The organism is Bacillus sp. MMSF_3328 (assembly GCF_030733525.1).
GTDB classification, from domain to species: Bacteria; Bacillota; Bacilli; order Bacillales; family Cytobacillaceae; genus Bacillus_AB; species Bacillus_AB infantis.
Window position 1 is genome coordinate 1 of sequence record NZ_JASHIV010000033.1, and the last position, 23698, is coordinate 23698.

Sequence of the window (23698 nt, forward strand, 5' to 3'; positions counted from 1 at the left end):
ACATTCTAACCAGATTAACCTACGATGTTACGAGTAGGAGCTAGTTTCGTTCATGATAACTCGCGCTTGCGCGCTGTTGGGTCTCAACATTTCCGCTGCAATCCCGCAGGACGTTGAATCTTCTTCCTGGAATCTGCATCGCACGAAGAAAATGAGCATGCATTTTATGAGGAGTCTTCGTGCCTTCCGTTCCGGTCAGCAGGGCTTTGAGAAAAAGATTCCTAAGCAACGACACCCCTAATTGGTTTCTTCATCCGTTGTTGTGTTCTTAACTTGGGCTGATGGTTTCCGTTCCAGACACTTCGCTTTCCGCGGGGCGGCGCTAACAGGAAAATGGGCAACTTCGCTTCGCTTAACCGGAGATTCTCCGCTTATTTACACCCATCCGTGCCATATTCAGCCGTCTAAGAGGAGAATCTCCGCTTATTTTGAGGCTTGCTGCTCAAATCGGATAATATTATACTTCTTTTCTCCAAAAAGCCTTCCATCACTAAAATGTCCCATTAACTGAATAAGCCTCCATATATAATAACCTAAATGTAAACTGTCCCTTTTTATATTCAAATACAATAATCTTTACATAAAAACTTTATAAAAACAATTCAGCCAATAATTCCAGATTCCTTGCTCTGTCCTTGAAACTATAGGTATTATTGATGGCCATGATTTCATCGGTACCGTATTTTTCACTGATCTTGAGGAGCTGATTTCTCACTTTTTGAGGATTGCCTATGACCATTCTGCTTCGGTTGTGCTGAATCTTTTCTTTTTCGGCTGCCGTCAGGGTTCTTTTTTGGGCTTCCTCTGGTGAGATGATTCTTGTGTCGGCTCCTTTTTCGATGTCCAGGAGCCAGTGGTCCTGACTGGCTGCGAGGTGTTCGGCTTCTTCGTTAGTCGGCGCGCAGATGACGAATACACAGACGTTTGCCGAAGGCCCTTTCAGCATAGCAGACGGCTGGAAGTGACGGTAATAGTATTGGAATGCTTTTTCCCCGTTTGCCGGTGTGATGAAGTGCCCATAGGTAAATCGCATGCCGTTTTCAGCTGCCGCTCTAGCGCCGCGTTCGGTAATCCCCAATAGCCATAATTCCGGCAGAGTTTGCAGATCCGGGTAGGCTTTTACCTCCCTAAAAGGATGGTTATCAGGCAGAGTGTTGGTTAAAAAGCCCTGGAGATCTCTCAGCTGGCCGGGGAATTCATTCATGCTCCTCCTGATGCCGTCTGTCAGAGCCAGTCTTGTGTCTGCACCGCCGCCAGGTGACCTGCCGATACCGAGGTCAATCCTGCCCGGATACAGAGCTTCCATCACTTTAAAGGTCTCTGCAACTTTATACGGGCTGTATTGAGGTAGGAGGACCCCTCCAGAGCCTACCCGTATCCTTTTGGTTACTGCTGCTATATGGGAGATCAGGACATCTGGTGAAGATCCTGCCATCCCATTGGAATTGTGATGCTCAGCGGTCCAAAAGCGGGTGTATCCCAGATTATCGGCAATTTGCGCCAAGTGGGAGGTTTGCTTAAGTGCATCTCCCGGAGAATCTCCTTTTCGAATGACAGCTTGATCCAGTACGCTTAGTTTCATACTTCATCCCCTCTTTTAAATGAAAAACCCGCTGCACCATCCACAGCGGATTATTATAGCATTTGTTCAGCAATCAGTCTGTATGAATGCAGCCTGTCTTGATAGTCGGTTGTCAGAGTGATGATCATAAGTTCATCTGCCCCTATCCTGCTGGCCAGGCTTTCAAGCTGTTCAGCAGCCTGAACAGGATTTCCGATGATCATTTTTTTCTTCATGTCCTGCAAGAGTTCTTCTGTGTTTAAGGACTCCTGTTCCAGCTGCGCTTCTTCCCCGCTCAGCAGATTCCTCCATGAGCGGCTTTTTATAGCCAGCTCCTCTGCCTGTTCTTCTGTTTCTGCACAAATCACATTAACAGCGGCTATGCAGTATGGGGCAGAGGCCATTTTAGAAGGAATGTAATTATTCTTATAGAGTGAAATAATCTCTTCGGGATTCTGGTCGCTCATAAAATGCCCGAAGCAGTAGGCTGTTCCCTTTTCGGCAGCCTGTATGGCGCTTTTCTTGCTGGTTCCCAATATCCACGGAAGAGGAGCAGAACGGGGTACAGGTGCAGGCGCCACTTTGGAGTACATATGGCCTTCAGGATGGCTGCCCACCAGAAAGTTTAAGAGCTCAGTGATTTTATCAGGCATTTCAGCGACGCCTTTTAAAAAGTTGTCAGATAGCGCCATGGATGTTTCGGCAGATCCGCCTGGCGCCCTTCCGATCCCTAAATCAATTCTTCCGGGAAAAAGGGTGGCAAGCATATTATAGGTTTCCGCCACTTTGTAAGGTTTGTAATAAGGAAGAAGAACGGCTCCGCTTCCAATTTTTATATGTGAAGTCTGGGCGCCTATATAGGGAAGCATCACTTCAGGGGCAGAGCAGGCAAGCCCTGTCATATTATGGTGCTCTGCAATCCAATAGCGGCTGTAACCGAGCCGTTCCGCTTCCTGTGCAAGCTCGAGTGAGGCTAAAAGGGCCTCATGAGCCGTTCTCCCTTCAGGAACAGGAGATTGATCAAGTATACCGAGCTTCATCTTCCTGCCTTCTTTCTATTATTGCTGTAACAGCACAGTTTTAATATTTCTTATTCATTCTGCCTTCGCTTGAAGGAAATGTACCGCTGCCGGCTGCATGTTCTTTTTTTTCAATGCCTGCCTGTTCAATACGATTCAGTGCATTTGAGAGCTCCATAAACCATTCCTTGTCCCTTGTAAGCAAAGCTGTGTCGATAAGGGAGCGAAGACCGTCGGCAGAAGGAAGAAGATCGTTTTTCATAGTCTCTGCCTTTTTCTTTTCAATATGGACCTTCCTGCCGATCACTTCCGGGTTGTCGCTGTCGACAACAAAAACTGTCACAAATTCACGCTCTGGCAATGCCGCTTCCACGAAGCCCTGAACAAGCTCCCCATTCCGCGACTTCCCTGTGATCCATCCGCCCATTTTAATGTCTTGATTGTTCATATCATAACACCGCCCTCAATAGATTATTTATTTTTTATGTTCAATACATTTAAGATCTTAGATTCAGGGCCGGTTCTTTTCGGCCGTATACTGTATCATTACCCGTAAATTCTGTGTGATAACGCAAACTGCATATAGGCTTTTCATTGTATATCTGAGCAGCTGGTTAATACCGGGATATGTCCTGCTTATACTGTAATAATAAAAGATACAGTTTGGATTGTCAATGAAAGGGCAGGCAGCTCACGGGCTGCCTGCCCTTTTTAGTCATCTCCTGAAATATGAAGGTTTTCTCCTGGTCCTGAACCCGCCCTCATGGCATTCGTCGCATATCGGATAAGGATGCTCCCATGAAAGCTTCTTGCCGCATCTGCGGCATTTTTTAGTCATTTTCTGAACATCTGTCTTCAGCTTTTCATGGACCATTGTCCCCAGTTCATCCCGGACCCTTTCCCAGTATAAAGCTTCTGTCCTCTGGTCGAGCCTGTAAAGAAACAGCAGATGCAGACCGACAGATTTATACGTGAGCTCCAGGTCCTCAAGGGTCCTTTTGCGGATTGAAGGCTCAGGAAGGTCTTCGTTATGCACCGATGCCATCACCGACATCCTCCATTGCCTGACGAGTTCCGGCTCCCTGGCTGAAAAAGGCAGGTGCAGGAATCCATACAGGTCCCCGAGGCTGAGCCTGGCTTCCATTTCTGTTCCCTGGACGAGCTCATAAAGCTCCTTCTCTTCGGCAAGGGACGCTTTCACTGTTCCAGGTGGACTTTCGAATTTGTCCCAAAGTTCAAAGAAAGTTCCCAGATCATGATAGTATTTCTGGAAGCGGTCAAATACTCCGCTGGTTGGCGCAATCGAAAATGTATGGACCGGATCATCTTCCTGTTCCAGCAGGGAACCCATTTCCTTGATGTTTTCCATAAATGCGACCCGGCCTGTATTGTAGAGGCCTTTTCTGCCGGCCCTTCCGGCAATCTGTTTGACCTCCTGGGAAGTGAGCTGCCTCCTGCTGACTCCGTCGAATTTTTCATTTTCAAGAAAAACGACCCTGCGGATAGGAAGGTTCAGACCCATGCCAATTGCATCTGTACTTACTATAATATTGGTCTCGCCGTCGATGAAGCGCTGCACCTGTTTTTTCCTTGTTTCAGGCGGCATGCTGCCATATATCATGCTGACAGAGCGGCCATCATTCTGAAGCCGGGAAGCAGTCTCCAGCACTCTTTTCCTTGAAAAGCAAATCAGGGCATCCCCTTTTCTGCTGTGCTTCAGCCTGAATTCGTCAGATTCGACGATAAGCGGTGTATCTCTATGGTATTCATGTATCTCCAAATCAGTCCCCTCCAAAAGCTGAAGGAGGATTGACTGAGAGCTTTTGCTGCCAATGATATGGACTTCACTTGCATTAGCCTTCGTTATGGCCTTATACCATGAGAACCCGCGGTCTTTGTCAGTGATCATCTGTGCTTCATCAATGACTGCTATATCAAAACGCTCTTTTTCACTGAACATCTCGACAGTGGAAGCAAAATGGCTTGCCCCGGGAGTCACTTTTTCTTCCTCCCCTGTCTTAAGTGTACAGGGAATAGCTTCCCCGTTCAGCTTATCGTATACCTCGAGTGCCAAAAGCCTTAAGGGGGCCAGATAAATTCCACTGTCCGCCTTTTTCATGCTTTCGAGCGCATGGAAGGTCTTGCCTGTATTCGTATCGCCGATATGAAGGACGTATTTGACGCTCCTGTCCACAGAAGGGCTGTATTCCCGGCCAAATATCTCATCGAGGATCCTGGCTTCCTCCTGCTTTCTCCGCTCTTCTGCTGCTCGCGCTTCTGCCTCTTTCCGCTCCCGGTCCTCAAGATCCATCTGATATATTTCCAGATGCGCGGCTGGTTCCCATGGAAAAGAACTGAGGCGGAGCAAGTCCTCCAGGAATTCATTTTCAATTTCCTCCAGGAATTCTCCGGCGAGTTCCTCTGACGGCCATTCAGTCATGGAATGGATGGCTGCTTCCGGGTCGTTTTCCGGATGGAGCGATTTGTATTGTTCAAGCATGGAAGGATCCATTAGTTCCAATACGGTCTCAGGAACAATATCTTTCATAGAATCCATCAAAAGCTTTTCATATTTAAAATAATAGGTTTCATATTCAAAATACTGTCTGCCCCAATGGTTTGTTGAATGGATGCCGCCAGTCAGCTCTTCAAAGAACTCGGCAGCGAGTGTATAATGCTCCGGGTTAAAATGTCCTTCCGGCCTAAGCTTTTCTTCAAGTGCAAATGTATCCGCCTGCCCGTATTTGGTTCCGCTGCTGAAGTCCTTCTTTAATTGCCGGGCAGCCTCATATCTTGCCCTCAAATAAAACAGCCGGCTATGCTTCCTCATGATTTTCCCGGCAGCCTTATCGAGTGCTGTGTAAGCCTTGGCAATACGCTCGGCATTTTCCTCATGCTGAAGCTGAAGCAGATACTTTTCCCTTGCATCCCGATATGTCTGTTCCCATTTGCCTGGATCATGGGAATAGAGGGAAAGCAGCCATTTCTCTGCATTCCATGGTGAATAGTTCTTTACTTCAGATCGGAAAAGGCTGTTGATGACCTTCTTGTCGATTCCCTCTGTTGAAAATCCCTTTTCCTGAAGATATTCCTTTTTTAATTTCCGCGCCACTTTATTGTTGGTCATATTAAGCCAGACATTTATCCAAATCTGTTCATAATACAGCTTCCTGTCCTGAAAATATTCTTCAAAATCGGGAAGAGAATCTTTCGTTGATAAATAATAGTGAATATCCTCTAAAATTTTTGCTTTAGCTTGTTCTACTGCAAGAGGATAGAGAGTTTCCAATGCTTCCATGGAAAATCCCCCCTTTGAATATTAATCGGCGCCTTTTAAGGAGCCTGTATATTATATTATCATGTATTGGCCAGCACCCTATCCTTTAAAGTTCTCCTTAGAACTTTAACACAGAAAAGTTTTTCTTAACGAAATGGAGGTTAGTTGATAATATAATATTAGCCTTTTGAATGAGGAGTGAAACGATGAGTGTGCACCATGCTTTAACCGAACATGCCAAGAAATTAAACACAAGGATCACCCGCTTTCTTGAGCTTGACGCAAAAAGAGAAGCGTTTATTGAAGAAGCATTATCTCTGTCTAAAGCAGGAAAAGCTTTTTCTACAGAAAAAATCAATGAAGTGACAGAGGAAATCAACCAGCTTGCCAGACAGGGAATTGTTCCTTCCAGGAAGCTTGTGACCGCTGAAATGGTTGAGGAATATGCAGGGCGTACGAAATAAACCGTTATTATTAAAAAAAGAAGCAGGCAGACTCCCTATTGAAAGGAATCTGCCTGCTTCTTGGCGTTACGGCTGTTCTGCCAGAAGGATTGCAATCTTATCTTCTATAATTTTTGCCTTGCTGTCATCCTTCAGATTATTGAGGACAATGCTGAAAATGAGCTTTTCACCGCTTTTGGTTTCTGCATATCCGGAAAGGGAGCTTACGGTGGATATGGAACCTGTCTTGGCTTTAATCTTTCCTTCTGCTGCCGAGTTCTTCATTCTGTTGCGTAGTGTGCCGCCAATTAATCTGTCCTGGGCTCCTGCCAATGGGAGTGATCTCTCAAATGAGGGGTACCATTTCTCAGACTGTACGCCGTATAACAGCTGTGACAACTCATTAGGCGGAATAAGGCTGACATGGGATATGCCCGACCCGTCACGGAGGATCAGGGTGTCTTTATTGACTCCCCAGCTGGCAAGCTGTTCTGAGACAACTTCAAGGCCTTTTTCCCAGCTTCCTTCATTCTTCACCTTTTTGCCCATTTCCTTGACCAGTACTTCTGCATGGCTGTTGTTGCTGAGTTTCATAAAAGGTATCAGCAAGTCCTTCAATGCAATGGATTGATGTGCCAGAAGCAGAGAGCTTTTCTCAGGGGCTTTCCCCAGCTCCAATTTTCCGGTTACGCGTATCTCATGTTCCTTCAATGACTGGCTGAACAGATCAAGCGCATATCCGGCCGGCTCCCACACGGCAATCCATTCCCTGGACCTGCTTGCCTTTTCAGGTATTGTCCCGGTAATGCGGATCGTGTTCGTGCCATGGTCCCGTTCAATGGTGATGTCCTTTTTGCCGTCAGCCGGGACGGTCGCTGCCTCGTTGATGATTTTTACATAGCCTGTTTCAGGGGTCAGAGTGACTGCCGGTAGTTCTCCTGCAGATTTCCCCGGATTCACCTCTACAATGACCGTGCCTGCATCATAATCTTCATTTGGCGACGCTGTCAGTGCTGATACCTGGCCGCCGTAATAGTAGGACTCGTCGCTCCAGGGCAGATCCTTTGATAGCCTTATGTCATCATACCAGCTGTCATCAGCAATCAGGCTGCCATGAATCGTTTTAATGCCCTTTTGCTTTAACCCGGCTGCCATCTTGTCAAAGTCGCTTTTTAATAGGGTCGGATCGCCTTTGCCTTTCAAATATAGATTTCCATGAAGATTGCCTTTTTTGTGAAGTCCATCTGTCAGTACCTCAGTAGTAAACCGGTATTCTTCGCCAAGAACCTGAAGAGAAGCGGCGGATGTGATCAGCTTCATATTAGAGGCCGGCCTAAGACGGATCCCGCCGATATGGTCATACAGCAGTTCGCCGGTCTCTGCATTTCTGATGCTTACTCCCGCAAGCGCTCCAGAGAGGATAGGATCATTATTCAGAAGCTGATTCAGGTCTCGGGTCAGTCCTCCTTCTTCAACCGCCGAAGCCTGGCGGGATAGTTCATAAGCGTATGGAGAGGCTGAAATGAATAATAAAGCTGTTATAAGGATGACAATTTTCCACTTTCTCAACAAGCAGCAGCACCTTCCTGTGGCAAAAATTAAATTCAGATCCAAAACCAGAAGTTAAGCTTTGCCAGATTTAAAGTATTAACAGTTACTTCGCTTTGAATGCTGCTTTTCCTTTATTTTCATTGTGAGGAAAAAGTAGTGTTTTTGAAAGGTGCCGGCCAGCCAGTGGTTATGTCAATGAGACAGCTATCAGTTCCCCCCCAAGCCTGCCCTTCAGCATCGGAGCTTGCAGAGGCTTGAAAGCAATCCCTTCAAGAACGATATTGGCGTATAAAAGATCCTCAAATCCGCGCAGTATTCCTTCTGCTTCAGAGGTTGTATCGATCTGCAGGTTAACTCTTTTGTCGATAGGAAGCTCCAGCTTTTTCCTTAAATCCTGTATTCCTCTGATAAAGTCCCTTACATAGCCTTCCCTCTTCAATTCCTCAGTCAACTCTGTTTTCAAAAGAACTGTCATATTTCGTCCGCTGCTTTCCGCGTAGCCTTTCTTTGGGAGCTTTTCCACCGTTGTATCACTATTTTCGACCTTCAGCAGTTCATTGCCAGCCTGCAGAACGAGGCTTCCTGTTTCCAGCAGCTGGCGGATATCTGTTTCAGAGAGCTGCTGCAGCGACTGATGAACGAGATTGGCATTCTTTCCGTACTTCTTTCCTGCTGCTTTGAAGTTCAGCTTCAGCCGGCAGAAGTATTTATCCTGCAAGCTTTCAGCCCATGAGATATCTTTTACATTCAGTTCTTCCTTGAGGATCCTGCTGAAAGCTTTTAATTTCTCTTCCTTTTCTTTGCTGCATTGCACAAGCATTTCGGCCAGCGGCTGCTTTGTTTTCAGCTGCTTTGAATGCCGGATGCTTCTGCCCAGCTCAACCAGATCCATGACTTCAACCATATTGTCCTCCAGCTCCCTGTCAATCAAGGCGGTTTCAGCCTCCGGGTAGTCTTCAAGGTGGACGCTTCTGCCTGTCAGGTCTAAATAGACGCTTTCAGCTATGAAAGGCACGAATGGTGCCAGCATGCGGGAGATATTGTCCAATAGTGTATACAGTGTCTGGAATGCAGAAATTTTGTCGTCTTCCATGCCCTTCGCCCAGAACCTTTCCCTGTTTCTCCTGATATACCAGTTGCTGACCTCTTCGATCAGCGTGCCTGCTGCCCTGGCGGCATTTGTAGCCTGGTAGCTGCCCATCTCCTTGTTTACCGTTTCAATGACACTGTGCAGCCGCGAAAGAATCCACCGGTCCATGATGTTGCCGGAAGTTTGAGAGCTATCTGGCTCAAAATGATCGATTGTACTGTAGAGGCTGTAAAAATGGTGAATGCTTGCTAGCGAGTCGACCAGCTTTGATTTTGCCTCTGCCGCATTTTTTCCGGAAAACTTCTTGGGCTTCCATGGACTGCTGTCTTCCACCAGCGCCCATCTTAAAGCATCTGCTCCAAATTCAGTGATCAGCTTTGCAGGATCAAGGGCATTTCCTTTGCTCTTAGACATTTTCTGTCCATTTTCATCAAGGACATGCTCAAGGGCGAGGACATTTTTATAAGGCAATTGCCCCTTATATAAGACTGAAACCGCGAGCAATGAGTAAAACCAGCCCCTGGTCTGATCCACACCCTCTATAACTGCATCTGCAGGAAATAGCCTTGAAAATTCCTCTTTATGTTCAAAAGGGTAATGAAGCTGGGCATATGGCATGCTTCCTGAGTCAAACCAGACATCGATGACCTCCGGTGTCCTGGCCATGTAACCATCACAGTCCTGGCAAGGGATTTTCACTGCATCGACATAAGGCTTATGATAATCAGTGAGCTTTCCATTTGCTTCTGAAAGCTCCTGCAGCTCCTGAAAGCTTTTTGGGGCTTTCTCTGCCCCGCAATTTTCACAGACCCAAACATTGAGAGGCGTGCCCCAATAGCGGCTCCGGCTGATATTCCAATCCACCAGCCCTTCAAGGAAGTTGCCGAAACGGCCATTCTTCATGTGGCGTGGATGCCATTCTGCCTGGCTGTTGAGCTCAAGAAATTTCTCTTTCAGGGAAGAGGTTTTGATGAACCAGCTGTCAGCTGCGTAATAAAGGAGCGGAGAGTCGCACCGCCAGCAAAATGGATAGCTGTGTTCATACTTTTCTTTGTGGAATAACAGGTCCATGCTTCCCAGCATTTTTAAGATATCAACATCACAGTCTTTGACGAACTTCCCTGCAAGCGGCGGAAATTCATCAGTATAACAGCCTTTGGAATCAACGATATTGATAAAAGGAAGCCCCCTTTCCTTTATGGCCCGGTAATCGTCTTCTCCGTAAGCGGGAGCAAGATGGACGATACCAGTGCCGCTGTTTTCAGTAACAAATTCAGCTGCAATGACTCTGTGCGCACCTTCCAGCCCATCAATTTGAAAGGGAGGCTCATATTCCATTCCCGTGATCTCTTTGCCTTCAATCGTTTCAAGGATTTCATCAAAGCTGCGAAAAAGGTCTGCCACCCTGTTTTCAGCCAGAATAAAGATTTTGTCTCCATTCTTTACTCTTGCATAACGGACCTGGGGATGGACAGCCAGTGCAACATTGGCCGGAAGTGTCCATGGCGTTGTGGTCCAGCCTAGGATATATTCATTTTCCCTTCCTTTCAGCCTGAAGGTGACAGTGGCGCTTAAATCTTTTACATCCTTGTAGCCCTGCGCAGTTTCATGGGAACTCAAGGAAGTCTGGCAGCTTGGACAGTAGGGAGATACCCGGTGGCCCTTGTAAAGCAGCCCCTTTTCGTGGATTGTCCCAAGGATATGCCATACCGACTCGATATATTCATTGCTTAATGTCATATAAGGGTCATCCATATCCGTCCAGTAGCCTAGCTGCTCTGTGAATTCCCTCCACTGTTTTTCATATTGGAATACACTTTCCCGGCATTTTTCTATAAAAGCACCTACACCATAATCCTCGATTTCCTTCTTTCCTGATATGCCCAATGCTTTTTCCACTCCCAGCTCAACCGGAAGCCCATGTGTATCCCAGCCGGCTTTCCTGATTACCTGCCTCCCTTTCATCGTCCAGTAGCGGGCTGTCAGATCCTTGTATGTTCTCCCAAGAGCATGGCCGGCGTGTGGCAGCCCATTGGCGGTCGGAGGCCCTTCATAAAAAACGAAAGGAGTCCTGCCTGCACGATTGGAAATGGATTTGGCAAAAATATTTCCTTGCCTCCAATACTCTCTGATTCTGTGTTCTCTTGCCTGAGTGCTTTCCATTTCAGTACCTGCCTTTCTTTTTAATTTTTAGGGAAATAAAAAACACCCGCCCCTGTATAAGGGACGAGTGTTATACCCGCGTTACCACCCAAATTCTATTGCATAAACAATAGCGCTCATCAACGTACCATCATACGCGTTCCTTTTAACGGCGGACACCCGTCAGGACTTACTGGATTTCAGCCCTGCATCTCAGAGATGATGTTTCAGAAAGATCGTTTCCGCTGGCTCTCACCATACCCAGCTCGCTGAAGGAACATTCCCTTTCCTACTTGTTCTCGTCATAGAATTTAAGAATTTTTATTATCATATCAAAATCAGGTATTATTATCCAGCCCTTTTTTTGGCTCATGCAGAAAATTTTCAAGCCTGATTATTCCTTTGACGTCTACAGTGATCCCCTCCGCTTCAAGGAGAAATCTCTGTTCCTCCCGGAGCATAGGATCTTTCATGCTGATTTCGCCCATTTTGCTGATGACTCTGTGCCATGGAAGCTTCTCCTGCCTGCTCAGGGAATGAAGAATCCTGACGACCTGCCTGGCTGCGCGTGGGCTTCCGGCAAGGGCTGCTATCTGGCCGTATGTCATCACCTTTCCGGCAGGTATTTCTTTAATGATTTTTATCGTTCTTTGTGTAAAAGGCTGCATAAGGCTAAAAACAGTACCTCCGGAATTTTATTAATTTGAATCAGTCATTTTCCCTGCAAGTGCCGGAAAATCAATGAATGGATTGCGATTGCCCTGCAGCTCCTCAATTGCGGCATTCCTGTGCTTTTCATAAAGTGATACAGGAAATTCAAGATGCCATTTTTGAAGGAGACTGCAGCTGATTCCGTGTTCTGCAGGCTTAAAATTCTTATACCTCAGGAAAAAGTAAAAGCATGCCCGGGCTGCGATTCCTTTGCCGTATTCCGGCTCAAACTTCCCTTCTTCAGCCATGCCGCAGCCGCCTCTTATACCGAAAGCAGAAGCTTCCGGCTTATAAGAGGGGAAGTCTTCATAAGGAAAATTGCTCCTCATGCTATTGCAGGCGGGCTCACAGGCGAACAAATGATGGAGGTCCCCCTTCATCGGCTGCTGTTCACTGAACCAGGACTGCGGAACTACATGCTCGCAATTCAGCTTTGTCCGCGTGTCTCCAGTCCGGTTCCGCTCCAGCAAGATCTCCGCATCATGTTTAATGCTTTCAGCCGGATCCATGCTGCCGCCTGAATAAAGGCTTTTGAGAGCAAAGTTCTCCTGCAGGTCCACCCAGGGATATAAATAGAGATGAGGGGAATATTTCAGAATGGTCTTGTGGGTTTTCTCCACAAGCTTCTGAAGATCTTCTTTGGCCTCCGCTGCCTCAAAGTCGATTGAAGCATAATAGGCTTTGCATTTCTCAAGGTCAGCGGCTTCATCATAGTAGATCCGCTCCGCACTTTGAGTCTGCAGGTTTGCCAGTGCCGCCTCCTGTTCAGCAGCGAGCTGTTCAGCCAGGCTGTTCATGATTTTAAGACCATCGGCAGCACTTTAGATGTGAAAATATCTGAAAGATGTTCAAGCAAAGTTAGATAAACAAGGCCATTGCCTTCAAGCTTGGCTGAATTGCCAAGCGGAACGGTGCGTCTGATGAGCTGGGCGAAAAGCTCTGCCTCGGAAAGATTCCGGTCAAAGTTTTTGTTGGCCACATTCTTAATAAGCGCCATCGCACCGGATACATGCGGGGCAGCCATGGAGGTGCCGCTCAAAGTGGCATACTTCCCATTTAAATAGGTTGATTGTATTTCTTCCCCGGGTGCAACCAGGTCGATTTCATTATGTGAATTGGTAAATTGTGAAGAATTCCTGTCCAAATCGATTGCACCTACACTGATCACTTCGTTATAGCAGCCCGGATAGGCGAACTCATCAGTTGATTCTTTTCCGTCTCCTTCATTACCCGCTGCACATACAACAGAGATGTTGTTCCGTACGGCTTCCTTTATAACTTCATGAAGCTCAGGCATGTCATTCGGGCCGCCGAGCGACATGGAAATAATATCGGCTTTTTGGTCGATAGCGTAGCGGATTCCTTCAATAATCCAGTCATACTGGCCGGAGCCGTTTCTATCAAGCACTTTGACAATGAGCAGCTTTGAACCTGGCGCAACGCCCGATATGCCGGGCTCTTTGCCTTCTGCTGCAATGGTCCCCGCAACATGGGTGCCATGGCCGTTATAGTCTTTATAAATATCCGGATTTCCGGAATCATCGCCAGTAAAATTCCTGCCGCCGATGATTTGATTCTTTAAATCAGGGTGGCTGATGTCGCAGCCTGTATCGAGTACAGCGATTGTAATGCCTTCTCCCCTTGTTTCTTCCCAGATTTTTGGCGCCTGTATCAATCCGATGCCTTCCGGAATGCCTGATACCGCCTCTGATTGTTCAATTACCTGATACGGGATCACACGTACACATTCTTTCATTATTTTCCCTCCTTCAGAGTAATTCAGGATGCAGAAACAAGATGTATCTCCATTATAGCAAAATCGAAGGAATATTCAGATAAGGAGATAGGCTTGATTTTCTTTTTTAGAACCGAACAAAAAAGCGAACAAAGACCCAGAAGGCCTAATTCTGCTGCAATTTGTCCCTAATGTTACCAGCCATGACGGATAAAGCATCCTTCATCCTTGATTCTTCCATCTGTTTCAGAATGCTTTCCCTGTGTTTACTTAAAAGGGCAATATACCCGGCTAAAGATGCGGCTGTCAGGTCTTCTTCCTGCAAGGTCAATGAATAGCCTTTTTCCTCAAAGCTTTTTGCATTCAGAATCTGATCGCCCCTGCTTTGTTTCCTGCTCAAAGGAATGATAAGCATCGGAATACGGAGGGCAAGGAATTCAAAAATAGCATTAGAGCCTCCTCTGGTTACCATTAAATCTGTACAGGCAAGTACATCTGAAAGTTCACTGTTCAGGAATTCAAATTGCCTGTATCCTGGCCGGCCTTCCAATGCAGGATCAAGATTTCCTTTTCCGCAAAGGTGCACGATTTGAAACTGGCCGCCGATTTGTTCAATTTCCTGCCGCACTGCTTCGTTAATCTTCTTTGCCCCTAGGCTGCCACCCATAATGGCAAGAACCGGCCTGGTTCTGTCAAAACCGAGGAATTCAAGCCCCTTCTCCTTGATGCCAGAAAGGATTTCCCTCCTGATTGGCGAGCCGATTGCCTGTGCTTTTCCATTTGGAAGGTACTGCAGAGTTTCTTCAAATGAAGTATAAATCTTTGAAGCAAACCTTTTTGAAATCCGGTTAGCCAGGCCCGGTGTTAGATCGCTTTCATGGATGAATATCGGAATTCCGAGGAGCTTTGCTGCCGCGATGACAGGTACGGATACAAAACCCCCTTTGGAAAAAACGAGGCCTGGCTTGAGCTGTTTAAGAATCCAGAGCGCTTCAGTACATCCTTTTGCCACTTTGAACATATCCTTTACATTTTCAAAGTCGGCGTACCTCCTTAGTTTCCCGCTTGAAATCGAATGATAGGGAATGGAAAGCCCGCTGATAAGCTCTTTTTCAATGCCCTCTTTGCTGCCAATATAATGGATGTCTATATTTTCCCCCTCAAGTTCTTTAATCAAAGCCATATTGGGGGTAACATGGCCGGCTGAGCCCCCGCCCGTCAAAACAAGTGTCTTTTTCATAAAACCTTCCTGTCATGGCAGTTCAGGCAGGCAGACTCTCCTGCCTCCTTCACTGCGCCTATTTTTATGCTGATTCCATTATATACAGAAAAAAAGCCCTTTATCATCTAAAGGGCCATTTCGAGCATGATCGGGCAGTGATCGCTGCCCCTGATGTCACAATAAATCTTAGAATCTAGTATATGCTCTTTCAGTTTATCAGATACTATAAAATAGTCGATGCGCCATCCGATGTTCCGCTCCCTGACCTTGGCCATATAGGACCACCACGTATAAGCGCCTTCCTGCTCTGGATAAAGGTATCTGAAGGAGTCTACAAATCCTTCTGACAGAAGAGATGTCATTTTTCCGCGCTCTTCATCCGTAAATCCGGAGTTTCCTCTGTTAGACCTGGCATTTTTAAGGTCTATGTCAAGATGGGCGACGTTCAGGTCCCCGCAGAGTATGACTGGCTTCTTTTGTTCAAGCTCAAGGATATATTCCCGAATCTCATCCTCCCATTCCAGCCGGTAAGGAAGCCTTGCCAGGTCCCTCTTAGAGTTAGGTGTATACACATTCAGAAGGTAAAAATTTTCAAACTCAAGAGTCAGGCTCCGTCCTTCTGGTTCTGTTTCTCTTCCGGCTATCCCATAGGATACATAGAGGGGCTTTTCCTTTGTAAAAACGGCGGTCCCGGAATAGCCTTTTTTCTCGGCATAGTTCCAGTACTGGTGATAGCCATCCAGATTGAGTTCAATCTGTCCCTCCTGAAGTTTTGATTCCTGAATGCAGAATATATCTGCATTTTCTTCCATGAAAAAATCCAGGAAGCCTTTTTTGACGCAGGCCCGGATTCCGTTAACATTCCAAGATACTAATTTCATTCTATATTCCCCCGTATTTTCCTTTAGCTGTCCTCTCCATGCCGGGAGGGTGCCTGTTCATACACGATGGCAGGCAATTCTTTATATATATCAATTACTTCGTCCATTTTCATCCGCACCAGTCCGCTGGAAGAAGGAGCTGCAAATTCAATAACCCCTGGAACAATAGAAATGTCCTGGCGTCCCCATGGTGCTTTTTTGCTGCCGCTGTACTCCAGGTAAACCCCTTTGCCGACAAAACAGACTGCCTTTGGCTTCAGCTCCGTAATGAGTGAGATGAGCCTTTCTCTGCCTTCTTTATATTCTTCCCTGGTTATTTCGTCTGCTGCTTTGGTCGGCCTCGGGACGATATTGGTCAGCCCTATATTCAAATCCAGCAGCAGGCTGTCTTCTTGAGGGAGAAATTTTTTAGGAGTGATGCCCGCTTCATAAAGGATTTTCCAAAACCGGTTATTCGGATTGGCGAAATGATGTCCGGTCTCAGCTGACCGGATGCTGGGGTTGAAGCCGACAAAGATGATATCCAAGCCTGGCTTGAGATGGTCTTTTATTGGTTTTAGCATACCTGCTCCTTTCTTTGAACAAAATCGGCCTGGTCATATTCCAGCCTGAAGAAAAGCTTTGTGAAAGTAAAAAAGAGCCAGAGGCTCTTTTTTACTGATTAGGCGTCGTATACTTCAACTTTTTCCATAACATCGCCGTTTTTCATCGCTTTAGCAGCTTCAAGGCCAGATGTTACTTTACCAAAAACAGTATGGACTCCGTTCAGGTGAGGCTGAGGGTCATGTACAATAAAGAACTGGCTTCCGCCTGTATTTTTGCCTGCATGTGCCATTGATAGAGACCCTGATTCATGCTTATGAGGGTTGCCTTCTGTTTCACAATTGATTGTGTAGCCAGGTCCGCCAGTCCCAGTTCCATTCGGGCAGCCGCCTTGGCTCACGAATCCAGGAATCACGCGGTGGAAGTTCAAGCCGTTATAGAAGCCTTCGTTTGCAAGCTTTTCAAAGTTAGCAACTGTGCCCGGAGCCTCATTAGGGTATAATTCAAACTCGATCTTCTCGCCGTCTTTCATTTGTATGTATCCTTTTTTCGCCATTGAAATCATCTCCTTGGGTTGATGGCCAGCTGTATCCTGACTGGGTTCAGTACCGGCTGATGTTCCGGGGAACCAGCTTTAATTAACAGCATCGCCAAGATTTAAAAATCATTGATTATCATATCATTTTTTGCGGAGGAAATAAAATAACTTGGCTTTTTTTCCCCTTTTGATTTTCCATAAAGCTTATGTTAAGCTTAAAAAGCCCTTTCCGGACATTCGCTTGTTGCGGGACACTTAACCACTGTACGGACGGAAAGGGCTGGCGGCTGCTTTTGCGGCCGCCATTTTTCTTTCCTATAAAGTCAAAGTCAGTCCGGAAAGCATATCAGATGATGCAGCAACCTGGCCTGAAGCTTCTCCTATGTCAATAAATACTAAATTCAAATCCTCCATTTCCTTCACGATGGCCAGATTCTTTTCTTTTACCTGCCGCATTGACTCAAGGATAAGAGAGAAGTATTCATTAACTGCCTTGGACTGAACAGAGCTGGAATTGATATTTACGCCAGCCTCTTCGATGGATTGAGCCATGATGCCTGAACGGGTTTCCATTTCACCGATTAATCCTGAAACTTCTGAAACAGCATTTTTTGTATTCTCCGCCAGCTTTCTCACCTCATCAGCCACTACCGCAAAACCTTTTCCATGTTCACCTGCCCTGGCAGCTTCTATTGCTGCATTGAGAGCCAGAAGGTTCGTCTGATCGGCAATAGAAGTGACAATCGCAGCAATCTGCTCGATTTGTTTCGAACTGTCAATCAGCTGTTCCATGTTCTGGCTGATGCTGGCAATTTTGCCCTCGGCCTGAACTAAAGTCCTGCCAAGACCGATAAGCCTATTCATTCCTTCTTCCGATTTCTCCTCTGCAACAACAGCTATATCGGAGCCAGACTTTGTATCAGCCCTAATATCCTCTGTTCTTTCGGCTGCCTTCTGGATCGCGGCGCTTGTCTGTTCGCTGATGGCCGCCAGCTCTCCAGCTGCTTCTGTAACCTGATGCTTCAGCTTCTCTTTATAGCTTTCAGACTCTTTCCTGATGCGGCTTATTTCCTGTTCATAAGCTTCAAGCACTATCTGCTGCTCAAGGCTGATGATCTTTGAAACAGCCAGCATCGCCCCGGTGCAAGGGCCCTTCTCTGAGATTGTATCTATGATCATGCTGCATAAGGACAAATAAAGATCCTGAAAGGCACACATATACCATTTTGGCTGCAGTCCGATTTTTACATGGACATGAGCAATGACAAAACGCTGCTGAATGAATTCTGTATCTATTTTTCCGCTGAACATCTCATAAATGTGGGCGCTCAAAGTATTTTTCAGCCTCTCAACTGAACTGTTATCGTTAATAATTTTCGTCAGTGTTTTTTCATTTTCTAAATTCTTATAGAATTGTTCTATGATAGCAGGGAGATTTTCTTTCACATAGGGCTGCAGGGAAAGTATATAGTTCAGGTCACTGTCCTGAAGGCCAATCATATCAATTTGCCTTAATACCTCTTCACTAAGAGACTGATCGATTCCAATATTCCCGTTATCATTAAGTTTGAAAGAATGCTCTTGCCTGTTTCTGCTTTTTTTAAATAAAGTGATTTCCATGCCGATTCTCCTATCGGAATATTTTTACATACCTTTGTATTTTAGTTTAAAAGAATCTGCGAAGGCTCACAATCTATTCATGGATAAAGTAGTAGGTATAAATACCTATAAAGGAATGATTTTTAGACAAAAAGTTGAGAATAGAAGCCTTCAAATAAATAAAAAAAGGAATCTGCTTCATCAGCGGATTCCTTTATTCAGCTTCCAGAAGATTATCGATCTTCTTATCAAGCCTTCTAAGGCTTTCAAGGGCCCTTTCTTCATCAACTTTTCTGTAATGGTGGGCGCCGCCAGGTTCTTCATCAAATTCGTCGGCCAATTTTACAATTGTTTGAAGAGGCGTGCGGATGACTTCCCCCCCAGGAAGAAAGGAATCTGTATGAAAAAGAATAGCAAGAGCTATTTCTTTTGCTTTAACAGGATTTTCACCCAGCCTGATCAAAAGTTTATGTGCCCTTTCTGCACCTTTTATCGCATGTATATCATTCTTTTTGTAGAGATCATAATCCCACTTTCCATTTTTATACCAAGTGTAATGCCCCATATCATGAAGGAGCCCTGCTTTAGCAGCCATGTCAGGATCAGCGCCTCTTTCAGCCGCAAGCTTAAAACTGTGATTGGAAACCGCAACTGCATGGGCCACCCCGGATCGTGTCAAATACTTTTGGGCGATTCTGTGTTTGAAAATCTGTTCTAAAGTGACATCTCTCAATAAAACCATTCCTTTTAATTATTTCTATGAGGTACTTGCCTGAGATCGGCAAAGGGACTCCCTGAAGAAGTTCTAATTATTTTTTCCAGATCCAAGCAGTTCAAAACATTTAGTTGTCTTTTAAAATTTTCGGGCATTTATGGATTTCTGTTTCTTCATCACTTCATATGATTTTTCAATAATATCAGCAAGCACGTCTGCTTTGTATATTCGGCCAATCTTAGTGTTTTCCTGATAATATTCTACAATTTCATCCAGCTTCTGCAGCGTTTCTTTCTGCAGCCGGACATTTAATTGTGTTCTTTGTTCATTCTGCAATGATAGCACCTCCTATTTATAGGATAACATACAGATATCAAATAGCTACTCATTTGCTAGCAGTTTGATATACCCCCTGCTGCCCAAGAGTTTCGGAGATTGTCGAATAAGATGATGTGACATAAAAATTTGCCGAACAGAAAAAGGAAAACATTCGATGATGTTTTCCTTTTAGATCACCATATTGATTATATTAGTGATAGAACACAGCTAACTTCCAATTTTGTCCCAAATCTCATTTAGTTTTTCTTCTGTTTTATCGAGCAGCTCCCGTGCATCCTGCCATTTTTCTTTCCATTCCGGCAAATCTTCCTTCAATCGCTTGCTGAATTCCTCAGCCCGCTCCTGAAGATCGATATCAGGTTCAGCTTCTTCTGCGAGCTGATCATTAACTGACTCTGTTCCAAAATCTTTCTGTTCTGTATAAGGCAGCACCTGCTCCATGATGCTTTTGAAAATAGGCACTACAGTTTCAGAGCTGCTTGTTGATAAATAATGCTCCCGGTCTGTTTTATCATAGCCTAGCCATACAGCACCTACCAATGAAGGTGTATAGCCTACAAACCATTGATCCTTCGTGCCGTCGATATCATTGTAAGGCAGCTGTGTGGAGCCGGTTTTTCCCGCTATCTGTACTTCCGGAATCCTGGTCCTTTGGCCGGTTCCGCTCTCGACAACATTAAGGAGCATGGATGTCATCTCCCTTGCCGCTGCCTTGGAAGTGACTTTGACCGTTTTTTTCTTTCTTTCTGCAATAACATTTCCTGTCGGTCCGACTATCTTGGTAATAAAGTGGGCATCATGCCTTTTTCCTTCGTTAGGAAAAGCGGCATATGCTTCTGCGAGCTGCAGCGGCGAAATTCCTTTTCTCATTCCGCCAAGAGCGATGCCAAGCGCTCTGTCTTCCTTCTCAGTCGGGATTCCAAAGCGCTTTAAAGAATCCATGCCTTTATCAATCCCGATTTCATTGAGCAGCCAGACAGCAGGAATGTTAAGCGATTCTTCAACTGCTTTATACATCGGCACCTCGCCGGCATATGAATGTGAGAAGTTTTCGGGCTTATAGTCGCTAAAAGTCATCGGCTCATCCTTCAGGATAGAAGAGGCATGATAGCCTTCTTCTAAAGCAGGCGTATAAACTGCCAGCGGCTTCAAAGTGGACCCTGGCTGAGCCTTTATATGTGTCCCTCTGTTAAAGCCTCTGAATACATGCTCACCCCGGCCTCCAACAATGGCACGGACACCGCCGGTCGACGGATCTAATAGGACTGAGCCGCTCTGCACCAGCTGTCCTCCTCTGCCTGCCGGGAAAAGGGAATCTCTGTCATATACCTTTTCAAGGCCGGATTGTATATTTTGATCCAGTTCTGTATAAATGGTATAGCCTCTTGTAAATATCTCCTCCTGAGTAAGGCCATACTTGCTTGTTGCCTCATCAAGGACTGCATCTACATAATAGGGATACTTTCTTGCTTCTGTGTTTGAACTTCCATCTTCCAGGACAATTTTCTCCGCGATAGCCTTTTCATATTCATCCTTTGAGATGTATCCAAGTTCCTGCATTTTTCCAAGCACCGTGTCACGCCTGCTTATGCTCCTGTCATAATGCTGGTAAGGATCTAATGCTGATGGAGACTGCAGCAGTCCCGCAAGCAGCGCTGCTTCGCTGATGGTGACTCCGCTTATCGGTTTATTGAAATATGTTCTTGCGGCCCTGTCAATGCCCCATGCCCCGCTGCCAAAATAAACCTGGTTCAGGTACATCAGCAGGATATCTTCTTTTTTGTAATTCTTTTCTATTTCGACCGCCAGGAAAATCTCCTCAGCTTTTCTTCTGTATGTTTGTTCCGGCGACAGCAATGCATTTTTGGCGAGCTGCTGTGTGATGGTGCTGCCGCCGCCAGTGATCCTCCCTGCAAACAAATTACTGAAAAAGGCCCTTGCAATCCCTTTTATATCAAAGCCATTATGCTTGTAAAAACGCTCGTCCTCAATACTGACGACAGCTTCCTTCATATGGTCAGGCAACTCTTCTATTTTTGCTCCCCCGGTCCTGTTAGCGGCAAGCTTTCCGGCCTCATCTCCGTCTTTATCATAAAGGACGGTCGACTGCTTCAGGCCATCCTTCAAGGATTGGACATTGGCCGTGGCTGCAAGGTAGGCAAAAAACAAAATGGCGAGCAGCAGGGCCGTCAGGGCGGCAAGCAGCAGGATCTGTGTGATATGCTTTCTCTTCCAAAAGCGTTTGATATATTCCCAGACCTGTTTGAGTCTTTCCATTTTAACTTTCTCCTTAAAAAATCATATTCAATACTCTATTTTAACCAACTTATACAGAAAAAAGGAAGGAAAATGAAATTTTCCTTCCTTCTGCTAATACTTTTCTTTTAAGTGCCTGATGGCTGAATCAAGCTGAGAAAATGTTTCGATTCCTTCCAGCCTGATTCCGGCCTGTACTGACTGTACTGCAATATCCGGCCGTATGCCTGCAAATACAACTTCAATGCCAATCATCCTGAACCCCTGCATAAGCTTTACAAACCCTGCAGCATTGGCAAGCAATTTAATAGTAAACAGTTTAGACATATCGAGAACCAGGGCCCTGATCTGCTTTTGGCTTGCTGATTGCATGGCTTTAGCAGTAAGGTCTGCCATTTTGGCCGGTGACACATCATAAGGCAGCGCATGGAGAGAAAGCATTCCAATCTTATCATCTACAAGAATGATGTTTACTGTGCTTTCCTCGATGAAGTTTTTATATTGCTCATCCATCTTGTGCCGCTCTGTGATGTCTTCAAATTCAACCATAGCACCTTTTATCTGGTTATTATCGTCCTTGAGCAAGGTGGAACGCTGGCTCAATGTCAATTCGTATTTACCCCAAGTATATGGGAACACATCGTATCGGAAGTTCTTTCCCTGTTCAAGGGTGTGCTGAACGGTCCTGGTAAATTCAGGCGGATGGCCAAAAAATTCGTCGATATTCTGCCCAAGCGCTTCTTCAGGATCTATTCCCAATATTTCCTTGCATCTTTTATTGGCTACTTTAATAGTAAAATTTTCGTCAATTGCCATGACAGCAACCGACAAATGATCCAAAACAATAGAATCCATCAGTTATCTCCCTAAATTTGTTAACTTCATCTTAACATAGCAGGAAAGAAAAGGAGATAATTATTTCAGCTTAAAATACTGCCGGGTTTCTTGTTTGTCAGAAGCTGATTGAGCCGCACCAAAACTTAAAGAAATTACGAAGACTGTCGATTGCGTGCCCAAATGATTAAAGAGAGCACAAAACAGGCGGATTCCGCCTATCTTCCTGTATCAAGAGGCTTCAATTTAGCTTCTATCTCTTCTCTCCGGTCTTCAAAATAAGGCGGCAGAGCAAGATTCTGCCCCAGCTCTTCAAATGGCTCATCACTTTCGAACCCTGGTCCGTCAGTCGCCAGCTCGAACAGAATGCCATTCGGCTCCCTGAAGTATAGTGATTTAAAATAATAGCGCTCTACAAATCCAGAGCTGGGGATTCTTTTTTCTTTCAGGAGGGCAACCCATTTATTCAGCTCTTCCTGGTTTTCAACACGGAAAGCTACATGGTGCACGCTTCCGCGGCCTGGCCTTTCCTTTGGCAAGTCATCCCGAACAATGATGTGTACCTCGGTCCCTGATCCTCCCTTTCCTGTTTCATACACATGTGCTGTATGGCCGCCAAGCGCAGATGCGGAATAAGAATCTTTCTTTCGGAAACCTAAAAGGCTGACAAGGGTATCTTCTGTCCGGCTCAGTTCGGCGACAGTCAGGAATACGGGTCCAAGACCTATGATTCCATGCTCTGCGGGAACAGGGCTTTGCTCCCAAGGGCGCCCTCCTTCTTCCCCGGTGTTCGCTTCATCAGAAATAAGTGCAAGTCTTTGATCTTCAAAGTCAGTGAAAAAAAGCATGTTTCTACCGCTGTCAGAAGTAATGGCCGTATATTCGACCCCGTGTTCCTTAAACCGGTCCTGCCAATACTCAAGTGAGCGGTCACTCGGAACTCTTAGGGAAGTGAGGCTGATGCTGTTGGTTCCGGGGTAGGTGTGCCCTGCATTCGGTATTTCAAAAAAGGTTAAGTCAGTTCCCGGGTTTCCCCTTTCATCTGCATAAAACAAATGGTAAACAGAAGTATCATCCTGGTTCACCGTCTTCTTTACGAGCCTCATGCCTAAAGTGTCAGTGTAGAATTCATAGTTCTTTTTTGCGTTTGCTGTGATGGCAGAAACATGGTGGATGCCTTTCAATGCTAGCAAATTCATCATATGCACTTCCTTTTCAAGAAAAAATCTTTACTTCGAGATA

The 23698-nt window shown here is 45.6% G+C and carries 19 protein-coding genes, 2 pseudogenes and 1 other annotated feature; of the genes and pseudogenes, 1 reads left to right on the forward strand and 20 read right to left on the reverse strand.

Going from position 1 to position 23698, the window contains the following annotated elements; translation table 11 throughout:
* Positions 1–589: 589 nt before the first annotated feature.
* The 4 genes from RBB45_RS25425 to RBB45_RS25440 form a co-directional block, all read right to left on the reverse strand.
* Complete coding sequence (locus RBB45_RS25425) at positions 590–1582, reverse strand: LLM class flavin-dependent oxidoreductase (protein ID WP_306010580.1); 993 nt, start codon at positions 1580–1582, stop codon at positions 590–592.
* Positions 1583–1635: 53 nt separating this feature from the next.
* Positions 1636–2601 (reverse strand): LLM class flavin-dependent oxidoreductase, encoded by a 966-nt coding sequence (locus tag RBB45_RS25430; protein ID WP_009793869.1) that lies wholly within the window; start codon positions 2599–2601, stop codon positions 1636–1638.
* Positions 2602–2641: 40 nt separating this feature from the next.
* Positions 2642–3028 carry an IDEAL domain-containing protein gene (locus RBB45_RS25435; protein ID WP_101547740.1) on the reverse strand — a complete coding sequence of 129 codons (387 nt, stop codon included), beginning with the start codon at positions 3026–3028 and terminating at the stop codon, positions 2642–2644.
* A 267-nt stretch (positions 3029–3295) separates the two neighbouring features.
* Positions 3296–5878 carry a DEAD/DEAH box helicase gene (locus RBB45_RS25440; protein WP_306010581.1) on the reverse strand — a complete coding sequence of 861 codons (2583 nt, stop codon included), beginning with the start codon at positions 5876–5878 and terminating at the stop codon, positions 3296–3298.
* Positions 5879–6063: 185 nt separating this feature from the next.
* Between RBB45_RS25440 and RBB45_RS25445 the strand changes: the two genes are divergently transcribed.
* A complete protein-coding gene (locus tag RBB45_RS25445) occupies positions 6064–6321 on the forward strand; it encodes a YpbS family protein (protein ID WP_022543845.1) in 258 nt (85 codons plus the stop codon).
* Between the two features lie 66 nt (positions 6322–6387).
* Here the strand turns inward: RBB45_RS25445 and dacB are convergent, their stop codons facing one another.
* The 16 genes and pseudogenes from dacB to RBB45_RS25520 all read right to left on the reverse strand — a co-directional run bounded on the left by dacB (position 6388) and on the right by RBB45_RS25520 (position 23655).
* The gene (gene dacB / locus RBB45_RS25450; protein ID WP_170939547.1) at positions 6388–7872 is read right to left on the reverse strand and encodes a D-alanyl-D-alanine carboxypeptidase/D-alanyl-D-alanine endopeptidase; all 1485 of its coding nucleotides are present in this window, start codon (positions 7870–7872) and stop codon (positions 6388–6390) included.
* Positions 7873–8038: 166 nt separating this feature from the next.
* The gene (gene ileS, locus RBB45_RS25455; protein WP_306010582.1) at positions 8039–11104 is read right to left on the reverse strand and encodes an isoleucine--tRNA ligase; all 3066 of its coding nucleotides are present in this window, start codon (positions 11102–11104) and stop codon (positions 8039–8041) included.
* Between the two features lie 56 nt (positions 11105–11160).
* Positions 11161–11398, reverse strand: a binding site (T-box leader).
* Between the two features lie 23 nt (positions 11399–11421).
* On the reverse strand, positions 11422–11751 hold the full coding sequence (locus tag RBB45_RS25460) for an MGMT family protein (protein ID WP_094769035.1): 330 nt from the start codon (positions 11749–11751) through the stop codon (positions 11422–11424).
* A gap of 30 nt (positions 11752–11781) precedes the next feature.
* A complete protein-coding gene (locus RBB45_RS25465; protein ID WP_094769034.1) occupies positions 11782–12591 on the reverse strand; it encodes an endonuclease I family protein in 810 nt (269 codons plus the stop codon).
* Positions 12588–13550: a S8 family peptidase gene (locus RBB45_RS25470; RefSeq protein ID WP_094769033.1), complete on the reverse strand. Its 963-nt coding sequence runs from the start codon at positions 13548–13550 to the stop codon at positions 12588–12590. Before RBB45_RS25470 ends, RBB45_RS25465 begins: the two co-directional genes overlap by 4 nt.
* A 145-nt stretch (positions 13551–13695) precedes the next feature.
* On the reverse strand, positions 13696–14769 hold the full coding sequence (locus RBB45_RS25475; RefSeq protein WP_224950281.1) for an undecaprenyldiphospho-muramoylpentapeptide beta-N-acetylglucosaminyltransferase: 1074 nt from the start codon (positions 14767–14769) through the stop codon (positions 13696–13698).
* A gap of 107 nt (positions 14770–14876) precedes the next feature.
* Entirely contained in the window at positions 14877–15632 is a 756-nt protein-coding gene (locus RBB45_RS25480; protein ID WP_306010583.1) for an exodeoxyribonuclease III, read from the reverse strand.
* 23 nt (positions 15633–15655) lie between these two features.
* Positions 15656–16195, reverse strand: a complete 540-nt coding sequence (mug, locus tag RBB45_RS25485) for a G/U mismatch-specific DNA glycosylase (RefSeq protein ID WP_022543847.1) — start codon at positions 16193–16195, stop codon at positions 15656–15658.
* Between the two features lie 98 nt (positions 16196–16293).
* A complete protein-coding gene (locus tag RBB45_RS25490) occupies positions 16294–16731 on the reverse strand; it encodes a peptidylprolyl isomerase (protein WP_094769030.1) in 438 nt (145 codons plus the stop codon).
* 297 nt (positions 16732–17028) lie between these two features.
* A pseudogene (locus RBB45_RS26400) lies at positions 17029–17499 on the reverse strand (methyl-accepting chemotaxis protein); the annotation flags it as partial.
* Between the two features lie 294 nt (positions 17500–17793).
* Positions 17794–18333 (reverse strand): annotated as a pseudogene (locus RBB45_RS26405) (protoglobin family protein); the annotation flags it as partial.
* Between the two features lie 193 nt (positions 18334–18526).
* Complete coding sequence (locus RBB45_RS25500; protein ID WP_022543848.1) at positions 18527–19045, reverse strand: HD domain-containing protein; 519 nt, start codon at positions 19043–19045, stop codon at positions 18527–18529.
* Between the two features lie 120 nt (positions 19046–19165).
* The gene (locus RBB45_RS25505) at positions 19166–19363 is read right to left on the reverse strand and encodes a hypothetical protein (protein ID WP_009793851.1); all 198 of its coding nucleotides are present in this window, start codon (positions 19361–19363) and stop codon (positions 19166–19168) included.
* Positions 19364–19573: 210 nt separating this feature from the next.
* On the reverse strand, positions 19574–21643 hold the full coding sequence (locus tag RBB45_RS25510; protein WP_306010584.1) for a transglycosylase domain-containing protein: 2070 nt from the start codon (positions 21641–21643) through the stop codon (positions 19574–19576).
* A gap of 93 nt (positions 21644–21736) precedes the next feature.
* The gene (locus tag RBB45_RS25515; protein ID WP_306010585.1) at positions 21737–22477 is read right to left on the reverse strand and encodes a PAS domain S-box protein; all 741 of its coding nucleotides are present in this window, start codon (positions 22475–22477) and stop codon (positions 21737–21739) included.
* Between the two features lie 197 nt (positions 22478–22674).
* Complete coding sequence (locus tag RBB45_RS25520; protein WP_022543849.1) at positions 22675–23655, reverse strand: ring-cleaving dioxygenase; 981 nt, start codon at positions 23653–23655, stop codon at positions 22675–22677.
* Positions 23656–23698 lie beyond the last annotated feature (43 nt).

Excerpts from the sequence above, each read along its gene's own strand:
- RBB45_RS25520 (WP_022543849.1), bottom strand. The coding sequence starts at position 23,655 with ATGAATTTGCTAGCATTGAAAGGCATCCACCATGTTTCTGCCATCACA.
- RBB45_RS25425 (WP_306010580.1), bottom strand. The coding sequence starts at position 1,582 with ATGAAACTAAGCGTACTGGATCAAGCTGTCATTCGAAAAGGAGATTCT.
- RBB45_RS25430 (WP_009793869.1), bottom strand. The coding sequence starts at position 2,601 with ATGAAGCTCGGTATACTTGATCAATCTCCTGTTCCTGAAGGGAGAACG.
- RBB45_RS25515 (WP_306010585.1), bottom strand. The coding sequence starts at position 22,477 with ATGGATTCTATTGTTTTGGATCATTTGTCGGTTGCTGTCATGGCAATT.
- mug (WP_022543847.1), bottom strand. The coding sequence starts at position 16,195 with ATGCTAAAACCAATAAAAGACCATCTCAAGCCAGGCTTGGATATCATC.
- RBB45_RS25475 (WP_224950281.1), bottom strand. The coding sequence starts at position 14,769 with ATGAAAAAGACACTTGTTTTGACGGGCGGGGGCTCAGCCGGCCATGTT.
- RBB45_RS25510 (WP_306010584.1), bottom strand. The coding sequence starts at position 21,643 with ATGGAAAGACTCAAACAGGTCTGGGAATATATCAAACGCTTTTGGAAG.
- RBB45_RS25490 (WP_094769030.1), bottom strand. The coding sequence starts at position 16,731 with ATGGCGAAAAAAGGATACATACAAATGAAAGACGGCGAGAAGATCGAG.
- RBB45_RS25480 (WP_306010583.1), bottom strand. The coding sequence starts at position 15,632 with ATGAAATTAGTATCTTGGAATGTTAACGGAATCCGGGCCTGCGTCAAA.
- RBB45_RS25445 (WP_022543845.1), top strand. The coding sequence starts at position 6,064 with ATGAGTGTGCACCATGCTTTAACCGAACATGCCAAGAAATTAAACACA.
- ileS (WP_306010582.1), bottom strand. The coding sequence starts at position 11,104 with ATGGAAAGCACTCAGGCAAGAGAACACAGAATCAGAGAGTATTGGAGG.
- RBB45_RS25435 (WP_101547740.1), bottom strand. The coding sequence starts at position 3,028 with ATGAACAATCAAGACATTAAAATGGGCGGATGGATCACAGGGAAGTCG.
- RBB45_RS25440 (WP_306010581.1), bottom strand. The coding sequence starts at position 5,878 with ATGGAAGCATTGGAAACTCTCTATCCTCTTGCAGTAGAACAAGCTAAA.
- RBB45_RS25460 (WP_094769035.1), bottom strand. The coding sequence starts at position 11,751 with ATGCAGCCTTTTACACAAAGAACGATAAAAATCATTAAAGAAATACCT.
- RBB45_RS25470 (WP_094769033.1), bottom strand. The coding sequence starts at position 13,550 with ATGAAAGAATGTGTACGTGTGATCCCGTATCAGGTAATTGAACAATCA.
- RBB45_RS25465 (WP_094769034.1), bottom strand. The coding sequence starts at position 12,591 with ATGAACAGCCTGGCTGAACAGCTCGCTGCTGAACAGGAGGCGGCACTG.